This is a genomic window from Mycolicibacterium sp. XJ2546 (assembly GCF_053483195.1).
Window position 1 is genome coordinate 1 of the sequence record NZ_JBEFRW010000019.1, and the last position, 17,973, is coordinate 17,973.

Genomic DNA, 17,973 nt, shown 5'->3' on the forward strand with positions numbered 1-17,973 from the left:
GTGATTCTCGGCGTACATGCGCCGCCAGCACTCCTCATGCTCGTCCCCCTTGGCGATCTGTTCAACAGCTTCCTCTACGGACAACCGCGTGGGACCGCCTCGAAAATCGGTCCGTCCTCAGGGCTTTCAGCCGGGATCGGCCAGCTGACTGTCGAAATGCCCGCAGTCGAGCAGGACATCCCAGACGGCGACGTCTTCCCGAACCATCGGCCATGTGAAGTCGCCGTAGTCATCTGGTTCTCTGACATAGAGTCTGTCTCGACGCCGAACCCATTCCACGACGTCTCGTCCCGGGGCGCCAAATGGCTTGTACCGCTTGCACTCCGGGTCGCAGCAGAGGAATTGGCCTGCTGGGAGGTTCGCCACGCCGTGGATGCTGCCCCGCTCCGGTTTGACGGAACGCTCATCCCCGTCCATCTGGGCAAAAGCAGACTCCTTGATTTCATCGAACCTCTATCGTTCGTACTCGGGGATGCCCCGCTCAGTCGGCCTCACCAACCCAGCGGTATTCCCCGCGCAGCTTCAACAGACGCTCGACATCGTCTCGGGTCGCCGCGTCCCTGACGCATCCGCAGTCCAGTTGGATCCGCCACAGGTACGTCTCCTCCGGTTTTGGTGCAAGGATCTCAAATAGTGCAGTCGTCTGCGGCCCCTTACTCAAGCTGCGCCGGCGCCAGTCCTCATAGTCGCGTGCGAGCTTTTCGCGCGGGATCGGCTTGCCGGGTAGCCTGCGCCGTTCGACCGGGGCAGTCATGTGAGGACGCTACCGCCGAGGACTCACCGATGGAGGTCTGCACCAGAACAGCGATCACGGGCGTGCCGCGTGTCGAGACTCCTCGTCTAGGGAGTGCAACTTTCCGCGTCTCGCGCGCCTGCCCTCCGAAGATCGGTAATGTCGTCAGCACGGCACGCCTCGAAGTATTCGGGGTAATCCTCGTCGCGGTTCTCGAAGTAGCGGGTGGGGGCCATTCCCCACCCAAAGGTGGCCACCCCCGGGATCACCACCGTGTAACCAGGGGACGAGCGAAGGTGCAATGATTCTCGGTTAACCCGGATGGCACAGAGAAGGCGCAAGACTTGCTCTGATGAGCTAAGTATTGCTCTGAACTGCGAAGTACTTGCTCCCCCGGCTGGACTCGAACCAGCAACCCTTCGGTTAACAGCCGAATGCTCTGCCAATTGAGCTACAGGGGATCGCTCGCCCGCGAACATCATCTGCCCCACGGATCGACGGTGACTCTAGCTTACGTGCCGCACCGCTCGCCAATGAGCCGCCACCCCGCACGCACCCCGCCACGTGAGGCAGGATGGACACATATGAACCGTCGACTGGGAGGGGCCCTGTGATCCGGTATCTCGTCGTATTGGCTGTCGGCTACGTATTGGGCACGAAGGCGGGCCGACGGCGGTATGAACAGATCGCCGGAACCTACAAGGCAGTCACCGAGAGCCCGGCCGCCAAGGCCGTCATCGATGCAGGCCGCCGCAAGATCGCCGACCGGGTCTCACCGGATCCGGCGCTGGTCACCCTGACCGAGATCGACTCCGAGACCGCGGTGATCGGGCCGGAGAACTCGCAGCGTAGCCAGCGCCCTAGTTGATGCCCTCGGAGATGGTGGTGCCCGGAAGCAGCGGGCCGGTGCTGAAGCCCGCGCCGTCGGGACCGTAGAGACCGATGTACGGCGTGCCGACGTTGACGCCGTTGCCGTTGGAGTGGCCGAGGCACTTGCCGTCTTCTTTGTTGCCGAACCAGGCCAGGCAGTTGCCCTGCGCGACCTGAACGTCGGCGCCCGTAGCAACCACAGCTGCCGCGAACGGCGCCGCGACCGCGGCCACCGCGAAGGCGCCCGCAGCGACGAGCCGCCGCGCCCGGTTGTTGGTCGATGTCACGAGCTTGCCTTTCTGACCGTCCCCCGACGGTTTATAGCGTGCCAACCCTATCGCGTTACCGGGCTTCACGCAGTCATGTCGTCGCCGCTGGCCTGTTCCAGCAGGCTGCGGCGATACGCCTCCATCGCGACCAGGTCGCCGAACAACGCGTGGTACTCGTCGCCCTGTTCCACCGGCGACATGCGCTGCAGTTTCGACTTGACCTCAGCGATCTGCCGTCCCACCCATACTTCCTGCAACCGGGCCAACACGCCACCGATGTAGCGCGGCAACCGTTCGTCGTCGTCGACGTTGATGGCCTCCACACCGAGTTCGTTGACCAGCCCGGCCGCGGCCGGGGCCGCGGTCTTCTCGCGGACCGCCTCGATCCACTGCCCGCCCGACAGACCCGCCGACGCACCGCCTGCAGCCTCGATCGCCGCGCGCACCGCCGCATACCCGGGATGGGTGAAACTCTCCACGGTCAGCGAGTCGAACACCGGACCGGCCAGCGCGGGGTACTGCAGCGCCGCCTTGAGGGCCTCCCGCTGCGGCCACAGCGTCGGGTCGGCCGGGTCGGGCCGCGCTGCCGTCACCGGCTGGCTGGGCGCCCGTCGCGGCGGGGCCTCGGTCACCGCTCCGCGACGCCGACGGCGGTCCGGCATCCCGCGCTTCTGCGCCTCCTCACGCACCCGCGACAGCACCTGACCCTCGTCGCTCCACCCCGTCCATCCCGCCAGCCGTCGCGCATACTCGTCGCGCAGCGCGTAGTCACGGATCCGAGCCACCAGCGGCACGCACTGGCGCAGCGCATCGACCTGCGCCTGCGGGTCGTTGTCGAGGACGTCGCCGTCGGGGATCAGATTGCGGATCGCGAACTCGAACATCGGGATGCGCCGTGCCACCAGGTCGCGCAGCGCCTTGTCGCCAGACTTCAGCCGCAGATCGCACGGGTCCATTCCGTCGGAAGCGATTGCCACGAAGGACTTTCCGGCCACCTGCTGGTCGCCGTCGAACGCCTTCAGTGCCGCCGCCTGGCCGGCCTCGTCGCCGTCGAAGACGAAGATCAGCTCGCCGCGGTACCAGTTGTCGTCCATCATCAACCGGCGCAGCAGCGCCAGGTGACCCTCGCCGAAAGCGGTGCCGCAGGACGCCACTGCGGTGGTCTCGTTGGCCAGGTGCATGGCCATCACGTCGGTGTAGCCCTCGACGACGACGGCCCGGTGCGCCTTGGCGATATCGCGTTTGGCCAGATCCAGACCGAACAACACCGAGGACTTCTTGTACAACACCGTCTCGGGGGTGTTGATGTACTTGGCTTCCATCGGGTCGTCGTCGAAGATCCGGCGGGCGCCGAAGCCGATCACCTCACCGCCGCTGGCCCGGATCGGCCACAGCAGCCTGCGGTGGAACCGGTCCATCGGGCCGCGGCGGCCCTCCCGCGACAGCCCGGCCGCCTCGAGCTCCTTGAACTCAAACCCCTTGCGCAGCAGGTGCTTCGTCAGGGTGTCCCAGCCCGACGGCGCGAAACCGCAGCCGAACCTGGCGGCGGCTTCGGCGTCGAAGCTGCGGTCGAGCAGATACTGGCGTGCCGGCCCGGCCTCCTCGGATTGCAGCGCATCGGCGTAGAACTCCTGAGCGGCGGCGTTGGCGGCCAGCAGCCGGCTGCGGCTGCCGCGGTCACGCTGCACGTTCGTCGCGGCCGCGCCGGTGTAGGTGATCGTGTAGCCGACCCGGTCGGCGAGCAGTTCGACCGACTCCACGAAGCTGACGTGCTCGATCTTCTGGACGAAGGCGTAGACGTCACCGCCCTCCCCACAACCGAAGCAGTGGAAGTGGCCGTGGTTCGGCCGAACGTGAAACGACGGCGTCTTCTCGTCGTGGAACGGGCACAGCCCCTTCATCGAATCGGCGCCGGCCCGGCGCAGCTGCACGTAGTCGCCGACCACGTCCTCGATGCGGATGCGTTCACGAATGGCCGCGATGTCTCGATCGGAAATGCGGCCTGCCACGCGGACAGTCTAGGCCCAGCCTGACTACGCTTCCTCCGGTTCCATTCGCGCCAGCCGGCCCTCGGTGTACGACGCGATCTGGTCGACGATCACCCGGATCCGCGCGCCGTCAGCTGCGGCCGCGTTGAACGCAGGCACAAAGATCGGGTCCAGCGTCGCGGGCGCGCCCGCGAGCAGCCAACGCGCCACGCGGTGGATGCGTTCGCGCTGCTGTGCCTGCAGCTCCAGGTGCCGCGGGTCGGACATGATGAATTGCAGCGCCAAGATCTTGAGCACGGCAACCTCGGCGCGCACCAGGTCGGGCACGGCCAGATCGGCGGCGTAGCGCACCAGCGGCCCGCGTCCGGCGACCTCCCGGGTCGCCGTGATGGCCGCCGACGCGAAGCGCCCCACCAGCTCACTGGTCAACCGTTTCAATGCGACGGACGCGCCCAGGCTGCCGTCGTACTTGCCGACGGCGGCCACCACCGGCAGGCTCGACAGCCGCGCCGCCGCGGCCTGCAAGTGGTCGGCACGCAGGCCCGCGCCCATCCCGCTGGATTCGCCGAGCTTGCCCAGTACGGCGGCTGCGTCGTCGTCGGCCAGCACCCGCATGTCGATGCGCCCGGAGATGACGCCGTCCTCGACGTCGTGCACCGAGTAGGCGACGTCGTCGGCCCAGTCCATGACCTGAGCCTCCAGGCTCGGCCGCCGCGCCGGGGCGCCCGAACGGATCCAGTCGGCGGTGGCTGCGTCGTCATCGTAGAAACCGAACTTGCGGTGTTGCTCATCGCGGCGCCACGGATACTTGGTGACGGCGTCCAACGCGGCGCGCGTCAGGTTCAGGCCAGCGCTATGACCCTGTGTATCAAGGATTTTCGGTTCGAGACAGGTGAGGATCCGGATGTTCTGGGCATTGCCCTCGAACCCGCCGTAGTCGGCGGCGACCTCGGCCAGCGCACGCTCACCGTTGTGCCCATACGGCGGATGTCCGATGTCGTGCGCCAACCCGGCCAGGTCGACGAGGTCCGGGTCGCAGCCCAACCCGATGGCCATGCCGCGGCCGATCTGGGCCACCTCCAGCGAGTGGGTCAGCCGGGTACGCGGCGTCTCGCCTTCGCGCGGGCCGACCACCTGGGTCTTGTCGGCCAGCCGGCGCAGCGCCGCGCTGTGCAGCACGCGGGCCCGGTCGCGGGCGAAGTCGGTGCGATGTTCGGTGTCGGTGCCCGGCAGCCCGGCAGCCTTGGCCGGTTCAACCACCTGTCGCTCGCGGTCGAACTCGTTGTACGGATCGGAATTCACTGCCACCGGACCACAGTCTGCCAGCCGTGTTCGCGGGTAGCGCGTGGTCTCCGCCCGCGTCGCATTACATTGGCGACCATGCGCCTTGCCCGTCTGCTTCGCCTCGTGTTCGCGCTGCTCTTCGCCAGTGTGCTGCTGGCCCCGACCGCGGCCGCCGAACCGCCGTTCCGGGTTGCGGGCTACGTCACCGACAGCGCGGGCGTGCTGTCGCCCGACCAGCGCGCCCAGGTCCAAAGCGCCGTTGAGCAGCTCTACACCGACAAGCGGGTACGGCTGTGGGTGGTCTACGTCGACAGTTTCGGACAGAGCCCAGTGCGCTGGGCGCGAACCACCATGCAGCTCAGCGACTTCGGTGACCGCGACGCGCTGTTGGCGGTGGCCACCAACGAACGCGCCTACGCCTTCCAGGTGCCGTCGAGCGTGCTGGACCAGTCCGACGCGGGGGCGCTGCAGCGCGACGACATCGAACCGGCGCTGCGCCGCGGCGACTGGGCGGGTGCGGCGATCGCGGCGGCCACCGGTCTGAACACCACGTCGGAAGGCGGGGTCGGCTGGACATCGGTGTTGGTGGTGCTGGCGGTGATCGGTGTCGCCGTGCTGGGGTTGTGGCTGTGGAGCCGGCGTCGACGGAGCAAGCGCCGCGAGGCCGAGTTCGCCGCGGCCCGTCGCGTCGACCCAACGGATCCCAATGCGTTGGCGAAGGTGTCGGTGGACGCGCTCGACGACCTATCGCGGTCGATGGTCGTCGAGGTCGACAACGCGCTTCTCACCAGCGAGCACGAACTAGAGCTAGCCGTCGAAGAGTTCGGCGAAGAGCAGACCGCGAAGTTCGCGGACGCGGTGCGCAACGCCAAAGCCACTCTGACGCAAGCCTTCAACGTACGCCAGCAACTCGACGACGCGATCCCCGAGACGCCGGCGCAGCGCCGCGACCTGTTGACGCGGGTGGTGGTGGCCGCCGCCAAGGCCGACCGTGAACTCGACGCACGCAGTGCGGAGTTCGCGCGGCTGCGGGACCTGGTGATCAACGCGCCCGCCCGGCTCAACAAGATGACCCAGCAGGTCGTCGACATCACCACGCGCATCGAACCGTCGCGCCAAAAGCTGGCCGAACTGCACAACGAGTTCGACGCCGACGCGCTGACGTCGGTGGCCGACAACGTCGACGCGGCCAAGGAGCTGCTGGCGTTCGCCGACGAGAACATCACCCGGGCGCGCGAGTTGGCCGAGCGGCCCGTGGCCGGACGTCAGACCGAGCTCGTCGAGAGTGTGCGGGCCGGTGAATCCGCTTTGGGGCAGGCCAATTCGCTGCTGGACGCGGTCGACAGCGCGGCCAGCGATATTCGCCGCGCCGCGGCTGGCTTGCCCGCCGCGATCGAGGACATCAAGGCCGGTATCACGCAGGCCGGGAACCTGTTGTCGCAGGGGTCGGTGCCCCAGGCGCCTGAGCTGACAGCCGCGCGCGACGCGGCAGCCGCCGCCGTCGCAGCCGCGCAGCGCAAAGGATCAGTGGATCCGCTGGGCACGTTCACCGAGCTGACCAAGGCCGACGCCGATCTGGACCGGCTGTTGGCCGCCGTCGAGAAGGAACGCGAAGCCGCCGACCGGCTGAACCGCACGCTTGAGGAAGCGTTGTTCACCGCCCGGTCCCGGGTGCGCTCGGTGTCGGACTTCATCGACACCCGGCGCGGCACCATCGGCCCAGAGGCCCGCACACGGCTGGCCGAGGCGGTGCGGCAGATCGGCGCCGCCGAAGCCAAGCGGTCGACGGAGCCGGCGGAGGCCGTCGCGCACGCCAACGGCGCGGCGATGCTGGCCGCCCAGGCGCAGGCGCTGGCCAACGCCGATGTCGAAGCGGCGCGGCGCAGCTACATGGGCCCGTACGGCGGCGGCGGTGGCGGCGGGAATATGGGCGCGGTCATCGGCGGCATCCTCATCGGCAACATGCTGGGCGGTGCGATGCGCGGCGGCTTCGGCGGGGGCTTCGGCGGGGGCGGGTTCAGCCCGGGGTCGTTCGGCGGCTCCGGAGGCGGCTTCTCCGGCGGCGGCGGCCGCTTCTAGGTTGCCCCCTTTTGGGCGCGAGCGTGCGTGTCAGAGGCCGACACGCCGCCGAAAGCAGCAAGTTTGCGCACGCTCACGCCGCCCACGACCGCTCCAACTCGGCCTCGATGCGGCGCAACATGGCCGCCGGTCTGAATCTGACGTCGTCGGATACCACCGACAGGACACTCCAGCGGATCTCGTTCAGCGCGGCTCGCTTCTGGCGATCCCGCCGAAGGCTGTCCAGGTCACTGTGCCAGTCGAAGCCGTCGTACTCGACTGCGAGTCTGTGTTCCGGCCAGGCGAAGTCGACTCGCCAGGTCCGGAAGTCGCGGTCGACGATCTCGTATTGCAGGGCAGTGGGCGGCATTCCACCGTCGATCATGACGAGCCGGGCCTCACTCTCCATCGGAGACTCGGCTTCGGGCCGTGCCAGCGGTATCAGCTCGCGCACCGCGACGATGCCGCGCCTGCCGGCTTGTCGTGCCGCCGCAGCGCGCAACTGACGCGCGTCGCACAGGCCGCTGCGCAGGGCCGCATCTAGTGTGGCGAGTGCGCGCGGACGACGCAGGCCCCGCGCCACCTCAACGGCGGTCCACGCGGGTACCGTCGCTGCCCGGCCGTCGACCTCGCCTAACGGCGCACCTTCGCGGCGATGGATGAACAGCCCGTCGGAGTTTCGCAGTTGATGACCTTCGGGATTGAGAACATGAAGATCACTGACGTCTTCGGTGTCGAATCCGTATGCCGCCGCGGCGGTTCCTAGGCAGACCGCGACCGGCTCACCGGCACGTAGATCCAACCCGTTCAGCCGCGTCATGTTGTCCGGCGCCTCACGGCTGTAGACGCCCGGCCAGACCTTCATCAGCTGCCCGGTGCGGATCTTGGTATCGAGCTGACTCCGGCTCATTGCAGCCAGTAGTTGAGCGGTGGTGGCGACGCCACCTTGCGCTTGGATGAGCGTCTCGATTTCGTCTGCCATGGCCACTAATCCTCGGCGGGACGCGCGCGAGCACCGCGACCTTTTCGGTGCGGTTGGGGACGAATGCCCAGTTGGGGATAACCGTGTGGTCGCGAGCGTGCGCAAACTCGGCATCTGACGCGGCGTGTCGCCCTCTGACACGCCCGCTCGCGCCCGCAAAGTTAACAGCCCTTGAGGCGAGCGGCGAGGTAGTCGCTGACGGTGTCGAGTGCGACGCGGTCCTGCGTCATCGCGTCGCGTTCGCGGATCGTCACCGCCTGATCCTCGAGCGTGTCGAAGTCGACGGTCACGCAGAACGGGGTGCCGATCTCGTCCTGGCGGCGATAGCGCCTGCCGATCGCGCCGGCGTCGTCGAACTCGACGTTCCAGTACTTGCGCAGTTCGGCCGCCAGATCGCGCGCCTTCGGCGACAGGTCGGGGTTGCGCGACAGCGGCAGCACCGCGGCCTTGACCGGCGCCAGCCGCGGATCCAGCCGCAGCACCGTGCGCTTGTCCACCCCGCCCTTGGCGTTGGGGGCCTCGTCCTCGGCGTAGGCGTCGACCAGAAACGCCATGAACGACCGCGTCAGCCCCGCTGCCGGTTCGATGACGTAGGGCACGTAACGCGTATCGCCGGACTGGTCGTAGTACGACAGGTCGACGCCGGAATGCTTGGTGTGCGTGGACAAGTCGAAGTCGGTACGGTTGGCCACTCCCTCCAGCTCGCCCCACGGGCTACCCGTGAACCCGAACTTGTACTCGATGTCGACCGTGCGTTCGGAGTAGTGCGACAACTTCTCCTGGGGATGTTCGTAGAGCCGCAAGTTGTCGCGGTCGATACCGAGGTCGACGTACCACTGCAGGCGTTCGTCGATCCAGTACTGGTGCCACTCGCGTGCCGTTGACGGTTCGACGAAGAACTCCATCTCCATCTGTTCGAACTCGCGGGTGCGGAAGATGAAGTTGCCCGGTGTGATCTCATTGCGAAAGCTCTTGCCGGTTTGGGCGATTCCGAACGGCGGCTTCTTGCGCGCCGTCGTCACCACGTTCGCGAAGTTGACGAAGATGCCCTGCGCGGTCTCCGGTCGCAAGTAGTGCAGACCTTCCTCGGACTCGATCGGACCCAGATAGGTCTTGAGCATCATGTTGAAGTCGCGCGGTTCGGTCCACTGCCCCTTGGTGCCACAATCCGGGCAGGCGATCTCCTCCATCGGCACCGAGTCGGGGTCGGTAAGGCCCTTCTTGGCCCCGTGCTTTTCGAGGTACGCCTCCTGCATGTGGTCCTGGCGGTGGCGCTTGTGGCAGTTGAGGCACTCGACCAGCGGGTCGTTGAACACGTCGACGTGACCGGAGGCCACCCACACATCACGCGGCAGGATGATCGCGCTGTCCAGGCCGACGACGTCGTCGCGGCTGGTGACCACCGAACGCCACCACTGCCGCTTGATGTTCTCCTTGAGTTCCACCCCGAGCGGGCCGTAGTCCCACGCCGACTTGGTGCCGCCGTAGATCTCGCCGGACTGAAAGACCAAGCCGCGACGCTTGGCCAGGTTTGCCACGGTGTCGATGATCGAAGAAGATGAAGCCACGACTGCACAGCCTAGCGACCCGTTCGACCCCCGTTGACATGCGCAACCGCGCATGTATGGTGGCACCATAATGGAAATCGTTTCCACTTTGGCCGACGACGCCGACACCGCCGGCACCCACGACCACAGCGGCGCCCCGTTTCCTGAACTACCGCCCCGCGACGTGCTCGACACTTCCGGCGATTTATTGCGCGCGCTGGCGGCGCCGGTGCGGATCGCGATCGTGCTCCAGCTGCGCGAGTCGGCCCGCTGCGTGCACGAGCTCGTCGACGCGCTGAGCGTGCCGCAACCGTTGGTCAGCCAGCATCTGCGCATCCTCAAGGCGGCCGGTGTGGTCGCCGGTGAACGCTCCGGGCGGGAAGTGATGTACCACCTGGTGGATCACCACCTCGCCGACATCGTCGTCGCCGCCGTCACCCATGCGGGCGAAGGCAAGATATGACCGCAACCGGCGTACGCTCGACCCGCCAGCGCGCCGCGGTCGCCGCGCTGCTCGAGAAGACCGACGAGTTCCGCTCCGCGCAGGAACTGCACGACGAGCTGCGCCGGCGCGGCGAGGGAATCGGCCTGACCACCGTCTACCGCACGCTGCAGCAGATGGCGGCCGCAGGCATCGTCGACACGTTGCGCAACGACAGCGGCGAAGCGGTGTACCGGCGGTGCTCAGACGACCACCACCACCATCTGGTGTGCCGGGCCTGCGGCGCGACCGTCGAGATCCAGGGCCGCGACGTGGAGACCTGGGCCGCCGACGTCGCGCGCGAACACGGATTCTCCGACGTCACCCACACCATCGAGATCTTTGGGCGCTGCGGGGACTGCTCAGCCGACTAGCGCGCGCCGCACGTCCGCGCCCGTCGCCAACACCATGAGGATCAGCGTGCGCAGCGCATCGTCGCTCAAACCTGCGGCGGGAAAGTTGTAGCGCAGCAACACATCTGCGGCTTTCTTGGAGTTACGCTTGGCCCCGGCGGCGATCTGCGCCGGCGCGCTCTTGGTGGCCAGCGACACGGTGCCCAGCAGCGTGTTGTGCGCGTGGTCGGCCACCTTGGCGCGCAGCTTGGCGTCATACGGCAGATCCCACGCCAGCATCTGGGTCAGCGCCACCATCTCGAGCCCCTCGGCGATCGTCACCGTGCGCAGCGACGCGAACGTCTCGTCGTGGTGCACCGTGACCGCGCCGTCGTCCTCCTGCTGTACCGGCAGGATCTCTGCGAGCACCGAGGCGAGCCGTTCCTGCAGCGCCATCAGGCCCTGCCGCTCAAGTACATCATTCGGCTCTGCCGAAGCGACGGTTGCGGTTCACATACTCCTCACACGCCGCCCACAGATCGCGGCGGTCGTAGTCCGGCCACAGCTTGTCCTGAAAGACGAACTCGGCGTAGGCGGCCTGCCAAAGCAGAAAGTTGCTGGCCCGCTGCTCCCCCGAGGTTCGGATGAACAGGTCGACGTCGGGAATGTCGGCGCGATGCAGGTGTTTGGCGAACGTCGCCTCGCTGATGCGGGACGGGTTGATCTTGCCGTCGACCGCCTCCTGCGCCAGCGCGCGCGCGGCCTCGACGATCTCGGTGCGCCCGCCGTAGTTCACGCAGTAGTTGATCGTGATGACGTCATTGCCGACGGTCATCTGCTCGGCGATGTCGAACTCCTTGATCACGCTGCGCCACATGCGGGGCCGCGAGCCGACCCAGCGCATCCGCACACCCATGTCGTTGAGGTTCTCGCGACGCCGGCGCACCACCTCACGGTTGAAGCCCATCAAAAACCGCACCTCTTCGGTGCTGCGTTTCCAGTTCTCGGTGGAGAACGCATAAACGGTCAGGTGTCTGATGCCGATTTCGATTGCTCCGCAGGTGATGTCGATGAGTACCGCCTCGCCCATCTTGTGCCCCTCGGTGCGGTGCAGTCCACGCTGGGTGGCCCAGCGCCCGTTGCCGTCCATGACGACCGCGACGTGGTTGGGCACTTGGTCGGCCGGTATCTGCGGGGCGGCGGCCTTCGACGTGTGCTGGGGCGGACGAGCGAACCTGCCGTTTGTACCGGCGGGGATCTCGGGGAAAACGACCGGCCACGTCGACTTGTCGGGGAAACTCGGATAGTCCTCAGGCGCCGGAGGCAGCTGGGGGTAGGTCTGCTTGCGCGTCCTTTGCCCGGCCCTCTTCACTGCCATGGGCCACATCCTGCCCGAACAGGGACACGCGCTGATCGGCCAGGGTCCTATCCACCCGATAGACCCGCTCGACCAGCGGCAACGTCCGCAATTGACGCTCCAGATGCCACTGCAGGTGTGCGGCCACCAGGCCGCTGGCCTGGCTGCGATGCGACGACGTGGTCGCTTGCGCATACTCCCAATCCCCGTCGTGCAGGGCGACCATCAGGTCCAGTACGGGTTGCGGCGGTGTCACCGACCCCGACGGGCGGCAGTGCACGCACACGCTTCCGCCGGCCGCGACATGAAACGCGCGGTGCGGCCCGGGGGCGGCGCAGCGGGCGCATTCGCTCAGCGCAGGCGCCCAGCCCGCGATCCCCATGGCCCGCAACAGGTAGGCATCCAGCACGAGTTCCCGGGGCCGGGCCCCGTCGGCCACTGCCCGCAATGCGGCCACGGTCAGCCGGTGCAGCGCGGGCATCGGCACCCGTTCCTCTCCGGCCAGCCGTTCGGCGGTCTCCAGCATGGCGCACGCGCAGGTGTAGCGGCCGTAGTCGCTGACGATGTCGCTGGCGAACGCGTCGATGGCCTGCACCTGGGTGACGATGTCGAGGTTGCGGCCCGGATGCAGCTGAACGTCGATGTGCGCGAACGGCTCCAGCCTGGCCCCGAACTTGCTGCGGGTACGCCGCACCCCCTTGGCCACCGCCCGCACCAGCCCGTGCTGGCGGGTCAGCAGGGTGACGATCCGGTCGGCCTCGCCGAGCTTGTGCTGGCGCAGCACCACCGCTCGGTCCCGATACAGCCGCATCGTTACAGTCTCCCACTGCATCCGACAGATCTTTGTGTCGCAGCGCCGATATCCTGGTACGTGATGGTCGACACTGCCCGTTTTCCCACTCTCACGCAGCAACTTTTCCAGCTGGCGAGCGGATCTGTGACGTCTGTCGAGCTGACGCGGCGCTCGCTGGACGTGATCGAGGCCAGCCAGCCGACGCTCAACGCGTTTCGGGTGGTCTTGCGGGAGCAGGCATTGGCCGACGCCGCCGCGGCCGACCGTAAACGCGCGGCGGGCGAACAACTTCCGCTGTTGGGGGTGCCGATCGCGGTCAAGGACGACGTCGACGTGGCCGGGGTGCCGACCCGATTCGGCGCCGACGGCACGGTGCCGGTGGCCACTAGAGATGCCGAAGTGGTGCGACGACTGCGCGCGGCGGGCGCGGTGATCGTCGGCAAGACCAACACGTGCGAGCTGGGCCAGTGGCCGTTCACCAGCGGGCCGGGGTTCGGCCACACCCGCAACCCGTGGTCGCGTGCGCACACCCCCGGCGGGTCCTCGGGCGGCAGCGCCGCGGCCGTCGCGGCCGGTCTGGTGACCGCGGCCATCGGCTCCGACGGCGCGGGCAGTGTGCGGATCCCGGCGGCGTGGACGCATCTGGTCGGCATCAAACCGCAGCGCGGCCGCATCTCCACCTGGCCGCTGCCCGAGGCGTTCAACGGCATCACGGTCAACGGAGTGCTGGCCCGAACCGTCGCGGACGCGGCGATCGTGCTGGACGCGGCGTCGGGCAACGCGCCGGGAGATCTTCATCAGCCACCTTCGGTGCGGGTCTCGGATTCCGTCGCGCAGGCGCCCGGCCCGCTGCGGGTCGCGATGTCGACGAAGTTTCCGTTCACGGTGTTCCGCGCCACCCTGGACCCGGAGATCCGCGCCGCGATGGACGCCGTCGCCGCCCAACTGGGCGAACTGGGGCACAGCATCATCGAGGCCGACCCGAGCTACAGCCTCGGCATGTCGTGGAACTTTCTGTCCCGGTCGACGTCGGGGCTGCTGGAGTGGGCTGAGCGCCTCGGTTACGGCGTCACGCTGGACACCCGCACCAAGTCCAACCTGCGGATGGGCCGGCTGCTTTCGGAGAACGTGCTGCGTAAGGCCCGCGCGCGCGAGGCCGCTGCCCAGCGTCGGATGGGCTGGATCTTCAACATCGCCGACGTGGTGCTGGCGCCGACAACCGCGCAACCGCCACCGCCGGTCGATGCGTTCGACGGGCTGACAGGACTTTCTACAGACCGCACGATGATCAAGGCGTGTCCGGTGACCTGGCCGTGGAACCTGCTGGGGTGGCCGTCGATCAACGTGCCCGCCGGTTTCACCTCGTCCGGGCTGCCGATCGGGGTGCAGCTGATGGGTCCGGCGAACAGCGAGCCGTTGCTGGTCTCGCTGGCCGCGGAGTTGGAGGCCATCAATGGGTGGGCGATGAAACAGCCGCAGCCGTGGTGGACCGTCGGGCCTGCCCCGGATCCCGAGCCGACCGGACGAGCCGAACCCGACATTGCGGGGTCGATCTCCGACGAGGTCGCGTAATGTGCCGATCATGAAAACGCGACGCTACGCATACGCGGTTTCCGCACTGGCGGTTGCGGGCGGCCTGGTGTTCGGGACGTCGGTGGCCAATGCCGACAACAAGCGGCTGAACGACGGTGTGGTCGCCAACGTCTACACGATGCAGCACCTGGCCGGTTGCGACACCGACATCAAGATCAACCCGAAGCTGCGGCTGGCCGCCCAGTGGCACACCAACGACGTGTTGAACAATCGGGCGCTCAACGGCGACATCGGCTCGGACGGGTCGACGGTGGCCGACCGCGCGCACCGCGCCGGCTACAACGGTGTGGTCGCCGAAACCGTCGCCATCAACCCGGCGCTGGCCATCAGCGGTATCGAGCTGATCAACCAGTGGTATCACCGGCCCGACTACCACGCGATCATGTCCGACTGCTCCAACGTCGACATCGGCGTCTGGTCGGAGAACCTGATCGACCGCACCGTGGTGGTCGCGGTGTACGGCAAGGGCGACGGCGCCCCGCCGGTGCACGTCCCGGGGCAGCGCCCGTTCGGACAGCCGGGCGCGGGCGCCCCGGGCTGAGGAGCTAAAAGCCCAACCGGCCCAGCTGTTTGGGGTCGCGCTGCCAGTTTTTGGCGACCTTGACCCGCAGGTCCAGGAACACCTTGGTGCCGAGCAGTTTCTCGATCGCCGTGCGCGCGGCGGTGCCGACCTCGCGCAGCCGCGCACCGCCCTTGCCGATGACGATGCCCTTCTGGCTGTCCCGTTCGACGAACAGGTTCGCGCGCACGTCGATAAGGTCCCCTTGTTCTGGCGTGCGGCCTTCGCGGGGGCTGACCTCCTCGATGACGACGGCCAGCGAGTGCGGCAGCTCATCGCGCACACCTTCGAGTGCGGCCTCGCGGATCAGCTCGGCCATCAGCGTTTCCTCGGGCTCGTCGGTGAGTTCGCCGTCGGGATAGAACGCCGGACCCGGCGGCAGCTGGGCCGCAAGCACGCCGGTCAGCACGTCGAGGTTCTCTCCGGTGGTCGCCGAGACCGGCACGATCTCGGCGTCGGGGCCCACCAGCTCGCTGACCTCGACCAACTGCGCGGCCACCCGGTCCTTGGCCACCTTGTCGATCTTGGTCACGATCGCCATCAGCGTGGTGTTGGGTGCGACAGCGCGGATCTGCTCGCAGATCCACCGGTCCCCCGGCCCGATCTTCTCGTCGGCGGGGATGCACAGCCCGATGACGTCGACCTGGGAGTAGGTCTCCTTCACCAGATCGTTGAGCCGCTGCCCGAGCAGGGTGCGCGGCCGGTGCAGCCCGGGGGTGTCGACCAGGATGATCTGAAAGTCGTCGCGGTGCACGATGCCGCGGATCGTGTGCCGGGTGGTCTGCGGCCGGTTCGACGTGATCGCGACCTTGGCGCCGACCAGCGCGTTGGTCAGCGTCGACTTGCCGGTGTTCGGCCGCCCGACGAAACAGACGAAGCCGGAACGGAATTCGGAGCTCACCCCTTGCTCCCGTTGACTCTGCGGTCCCGGCGCGGTTGTGGCGGAAAAGGCCGCCCTGCGCGCAGAGTCAACACCAACGGTGCCGTCATGCGGACTTACCGGACCAGTCGGTGACGAGAACGGTTGCGTCGGCCGACAATTCGCGCACGGCGGCCACGCCGGCGTCGTCGGCGCTTCCGCCGACCAGCACCGCGGCTTCCAGCCCGGTGGCGCCGCTGGACACGGCGGCGGCGACGGCGGCCTGCAGGGCGGTAAGCTGCAGCGCGTCCAGCGCGACGGGTGCCCCGGCGTAGGTGCGGCCGTCGGCGTCGCGCACCGCAGCGCCGCTGGTCGCTTCGGCGCGGCCCATCGCGCCGCGGGCCAGCGTCACCAGCTTGGCGTCCTCGGGGTCGAGATCAGTCATTGCTCTCCTCTGCGGCCGGTTCCGTCCGGCTGACCAGGACGGTACCGATACGCACGCGGCCGCGATGGTCCGGTCCACCCTCGGCGCGCAGCCGTAGCCCGTCCCACGTCACCTCGGCGCCGGGCAGCGGAACGCGGCCCAACTCCAGCGCCACCAGCCCGCCGACCGTGTCGACGTCGAGGTCTTCGTCGAAGTCGATGTCGTAGAGCTCGCCGAGATCTTCGATCGACAGCCGCGCCGACACGCGATACCGCTTGTCGCCCAGGTCTTGCACCGGAACGGTTTCACCTGCGTCGTATTCGTCGACGATCTCGCCGACGATCTCCTCGAGCACATCCTCGATGGTGACCAGCCCGGCGATGGCGCCGTACTCGTCGACCAGCAGGCACATGTGGTTGCGGTCGCGCTGCATCTCCCGCAGCAACTCGTCGAGCGGTTTGGAGTCCGGGACGAACACCGCGGACCGCATCACCTCCGACACCTTGGTGCTGCGTCCCCCGTCGGTGGCGTAATAGGTGCGCTGGACAAGGTCTTTGAGGTACACCACCCCGACGACATCATCGACGTTCTCGCCGATCACCGGGATCCGGGAGTGCCCGCTGCGCACCGCCAGCGACGTGGCTTGGCCCGCGGACTTGTCCGCCTCGATCCACACCATCTCGGTACGCGGCACCATCACCTCGCGCGCCGGGGTGTCACCGAGTTCGAACACCGACTGGATCATCCGGCGCTCGTCGTCGGCCACCACGCCGCGCTGCTGAGCCAGGTCGACGACCTCGCGCAGTTCGATCTCGGAAGCGAACGGCCCGTTGCGGAAGCCGCGGCCAGGCGTGAGCGCGTTACCGATCAGCACCAGCAGCCTGCTGATCGGGGTCAACAGCAACGAAAGCGCTTGTAGCGGAAGGGCAGCCAGCAACGCGATCGTGTACGCGTGCTGTCGCCCTATGGTGCGCGGGCCGACGCCGATGACCACGAAGCTGACCACCACCATGATCGCCGCGGCGACGAACAGCCCCCAGGTCACACCGAGGTGGCCGTCGAGGTACGCCGCCAGCAGCACCGTCGCGCCCACCTCGCAGGCGATGCGCAGCAGCACGATGAGGTTGATGTAGCGGGGCCGTTCGGCCATCACCTTGGCCAGCCGGACCGCGCCGGGGCGTTCCTCGCGCTGCAGCTCCTCGACGCGAGCCGGCGACACGGTGCTCAGCGCGGCGTCGATGGCCGCGAACAGCCCACCGAGACCGACCAGCACGATCGCGGCGATCAGCTGCGCGGTGGTGCTCACGGTTCGTCGAAGTATCGGGAGTTGTCCAGCAGCCTGCGTTCCTTCTCGGACTGGCGATGCTGGTGATAGGACTCGACCTGATCGGCCACCCACTCTTCGAGCAGTTCGCGCTGCAGGGTGAACATCTCCTTTTCCTCATCGGGTTCAGCGTGGTCGTACCCAAGGAGGTGCAGCACACCGTGCACGGTCAACAGGGCGAGTTCCTGGCCCAGCGAATGCCCGGCCGCGACGGCCTGTTCGGCGGCGAACTGCGGACACAGCGCTATGTCGCCGAGCAACGCCGGCCCCGGCTCGGGCGCATCCGGCCGACCGCCCGGTTCAAGCTCGTCCATCGGAAAGCTCATCACATCGGTGGGTCCGGGCAGGTCCATCCACCGCATGTGCAGGTCGGCCATCGCCGCGGTGTCGAGCAGCACCATCGACAGTTCGGCCGCCGGGTGCACGTTCATCTTGCGAATGACGAACCGGGCGATGCTGATCAGTTCGTCTTCGGAGACGTCGATGCCCGACTCGTTGGACACCTCAATGCTCATATCGG

General features: G+C 67.8%; 19 protein-coding genes and 1 tRNA gene. 6 read left to right on the forward strand and 14 right to left on the reverse strand.

Annotation, left to right across the window (positions count from 1 at the left end; all coding sequences use genetic code 11):
• Window positions 1-481: 481 nt before the first annotated feature.
• Both ABQE44_RS22580 and ABQE44_RS22585 read right to left on the reverse strand, forming a co-directional pair.
• Complete coding sequence (locus tag ABQE44_RS22580) at window positions 482-754, reverse strand: hypothetical protein (RefSeq protein ID WP_448432005.1); 273 nt, start codon at window positions 752-754, stop codon at window positions 482-484.
• 367 nt (window positions 755-1,121) lie between these two features.
• Window positions 1,122-1,194: transfer RNA gene (locus ABQE44_RS22585), tRNA-Asn, on the reverse strand.
• A gap of 149 nt (window positions 1,195-1,343) precedes the next feature.
• Here ABQE44_RS22585 and ABQE44_RS22590 point away from each other — a divergent pair.
• Window positions 1,344-1,601, forward strand: coding sequence for a hypothetical protein (locus tag ABQE44_RS22590; protein ID WP_448395006.1), 258 nt, complete (start codon window positions 1,344-1,346; stop codon window positions 1,599-1,601).
• On the opposite strand, the gene ABQE44_RS22595 is transcribed toward ABQE44_RS22590, so the two are convergent.
• From ABQE44_RS22595 to ABQE44_RS22605, 3 genes are all read right to left on the reverse strand, one after another.
• Entirely contained in the window at window positions 1,594-1,890 is a 297-nt protein-coding gene (locus ABQE44_RS22595) for a DUF7155 family protein (RefSeq protein ID WP_448432007.1), read from the reverse strand. The genes ABQE44_RS22590 and ABQE44_RS22595 overlap by 8 nt on opposite strands.
• A 65-nt stretch (window positions 1,891-1,955) precedes the next feature.
• Window positions 1,956-3,881 (reverse strand): DNA primase, encoded by a 1,926-nt coding sequence (gene dnaG / locus ABQE44_RS22600; protein WP_448395005.1) that lies wholly within the window; start codon window positions 3,879-3,881, stop codon window positions 1,956-1,958.
• Between the two features lie 24 nt (window positions 3,882-3,905).
• Window positions 3,906-5,168: a deoxyguanosinetriphosphate triphosphohydrolase gene (locus tag ABQE44_RS22605; RefSeq protein WP_448395004.1), complete on the reverse strand. Its 1,263-nt coding sequence runs from the start codon at window positions 5,166-5,168 to the stop codon at window positions 3,906-3,908.
• A gap of 72 nt (window positions 5,169-5,240) precedes the next feature.
• Between ABQE44_RS22605 and ABQE44_RS22610 the strand changes: the two genes are divergently transcribed.
• Entirely contained in the window at window positions 5,241-7,223 is a 1,983-nt protein-coding gene (locus tag ABQE44_RS22610; RefSeq protein WP_448395003.1) for a TPM domain-containing protein, read from the forward strand.
• A gap of 73 nt (window positions 7,224-7,296) precedes the next feature.
• Here ABQE44_RS22610 and ABQE44_RS22615 read toward each other — a convergent pair whose 3' ends face one another.
• On the reverse strand, window positions 7,297-8,184 hold the full coding sequence (locus ABQE44_RS22615; protein ID WP_448432009.1) for a type IV toxin-antitoxin system AbiEi family antitoxin: 888 nt from the start codon (window positions 8,182-8,184) through the stop codon (window positions 7,297-7,299).
• Between the two features lie 161 nt (window positions 8,185-8,345).
• The gene (locus ABQE44_RS22620) at window positions 8,346-9,752 is read right to left on the reverse strand and encodes a glycine--tRNA ligase (RefSeq protein WP_448395001.1); all 1,407 of its coding nucleotides are present in this window, start codon (window positions 9,750-9,752) and stop codon (window positions 8,346-8,348) included.
• 70 nt (window positions 9,753-9,822) lie between these two features.
• Here ABQE44_RS22620 and ABQE44_RS22625 point away from each other — a divergent pair, with 70 nt between their 5' ends.
• Window positions 9,823-10,194 carry an ArsR/SmtB family transcription factor gene (locus ABQE44_RS22625; protein WP_448432011.1) on the forward strand — a complete coding sequence of 124 codons (372 nt, stop codon included), beginning with the start codon at window positions 9,823-9,825 and terminating at the stop codon, window positions 10,192-10,194.
• Window positions 10,191-10,586: a Fur family transcriptional regulator gene (locus ABQE44_RS22630; RefSeq protein ID WP_448394999.1), complete on the forward strand. Its 396-nt coding sequence runs from the start codon at window positions 10,191-10,193 to the stop codon at window positions 10,584-10,586. Before ABQE44_RS22625 ends, ABQE44_RS22630 begins: the two co-directional genes overlap by 4 nt.
• Here ABQE44_RS22630 and ABQE44_RS22635 read toward each other — a convergent pair.
• From ABQE44_RS22635 to recO, 3 genes are read right to left on the reverse strand one after another with little or no spacing between them, the layout of a single operon-like run.
• The gene (locus tag ABQE44_RS22635) at window positions 10,575-11,000 is read right to left on the reverse strand and encodes a hypothetical protein (RefSeq protein ID WP_448394998.1); all 426 of its coding nucleotides are present in this window, start codon (window positions 10,998-11,000) and stop codon (window positions 10,575-10,577) included. The genes ABQE44_RS22630 and ABQE44_RS22635 overlap by 12 nt on opposite strands.
• A 22-nt stretch (window positions 11,001-11,022) precedes the next feature.
• Window positions 11,023-11,922: a decaprenyl diphosphate synthase gene (locus tag ABQE44_RS22640; RefSeq protein ID WP_448394997.1), complete on the reverse strand. Its 900-nt coding sequence runs from the start codon at window positions 11,920-11,922 to the stop codon at window positions 11,023-11,025.
• Window positions 11,855-12,712 (reverse strand): DNA repair protein RecO, encoded by an 858-nt coding sequence (recO, locus tag ABQE44_RS22645; RefSeq protein WP_448394996.1) that lies wholly within the window; start codon window positions 12,710-12,712, stop codon window positions 11,855-11,857. Before recO ends, ABQE44_RS22640 begins: the two co-directional genes overlap by 68 nt.
• Before the next feature lie 63 nt (window positions 12,713-12,775).
• On the opposite strand from recO, the gene ABQE44_RS22650 reads away from it, so the two are divergent.
• Both ABQE44_RS22650 and ABQE44_RS22655 read left to right on the forward strand, forming a co-directional pair.
• The gene (locus ABQE44_RS22650) at window positions 12,776-14,266 is read left to right on the forward strand and encodes an amidase (RefSeq protein ID WP_448394995.1); all 1,491 of its coding nucleotides are present in this window, start codon (window positions 12,776-12,778) and stop codon (window positions 14,264-14,266) included.
• Between the two features lie 10 nt (window positions 14,267-14,276).
• Window positions 14,277-14,828, forward strand: coding sequence for a CAP domain-containing protein (locus tag ABQE44_RS22655; RefSeq protein ID WP_448394994.1), 552 nt, complete (start codon window positions 14,277-14,279; stop codon window positions 14,826-14,828).
• A gap of 4 nt (window positions 14,829-14,832) precedes the next feature.
• Here the strand turns inward: ABQE44_RS22655 and era are convergent, their stop codons facing one another.
• The 4 genes from era to ybeY form a co-directional block, all read right to left on the reverse strand.
• A complete protein-coding gene (gene era, locus ABQE44_RS22660) occupies window positions 14,833-15,747 on the reverse strand; it encodes a GTPase Era (protein WP_448394993.1) in 915 nt (304 codons plus the stop codon).
• 85 nt (window positions 15,748-15,832) lie between these two features.
• On the reverse strand, window positions 15,833-16,150 hold the full coding sequence (locus ABQE44_RS22665; protein WP_448394992.1) for a cytidine deaminase-like protein: 318 nt from the start codon (window positions 16,148-16,150) through the stop codon (window positions 15,833-15,835).
• Entirely contained in the window at window positions 16,143-17,435 is a 1,293-nt protein-coding gene (locus tag ABQE44_RS22670) for a hemolysin family protein (protein WP_448394991.1), read from the reverse strand. Before ABQE44_RS22670 ends, ABQE44_RS22665 begins: the two co-directional genes overlap by 8 nt.
• Entirely contained in the window at window positions 17,432-17,968 is a 537-nt protein-coding gene (gene ybeY, locus ABQE44_RS22675) for an rRNA maturation RNase YbeY (RefSeq protein WP_448394990.1), read from the reverse strand. Before ybeY ends, ABQE44_RS22670 begins: the two co-directional genes overlap by 4 nt.
• Window positions 17,969-17,973 lie beyond the last annotated feature (5 nt).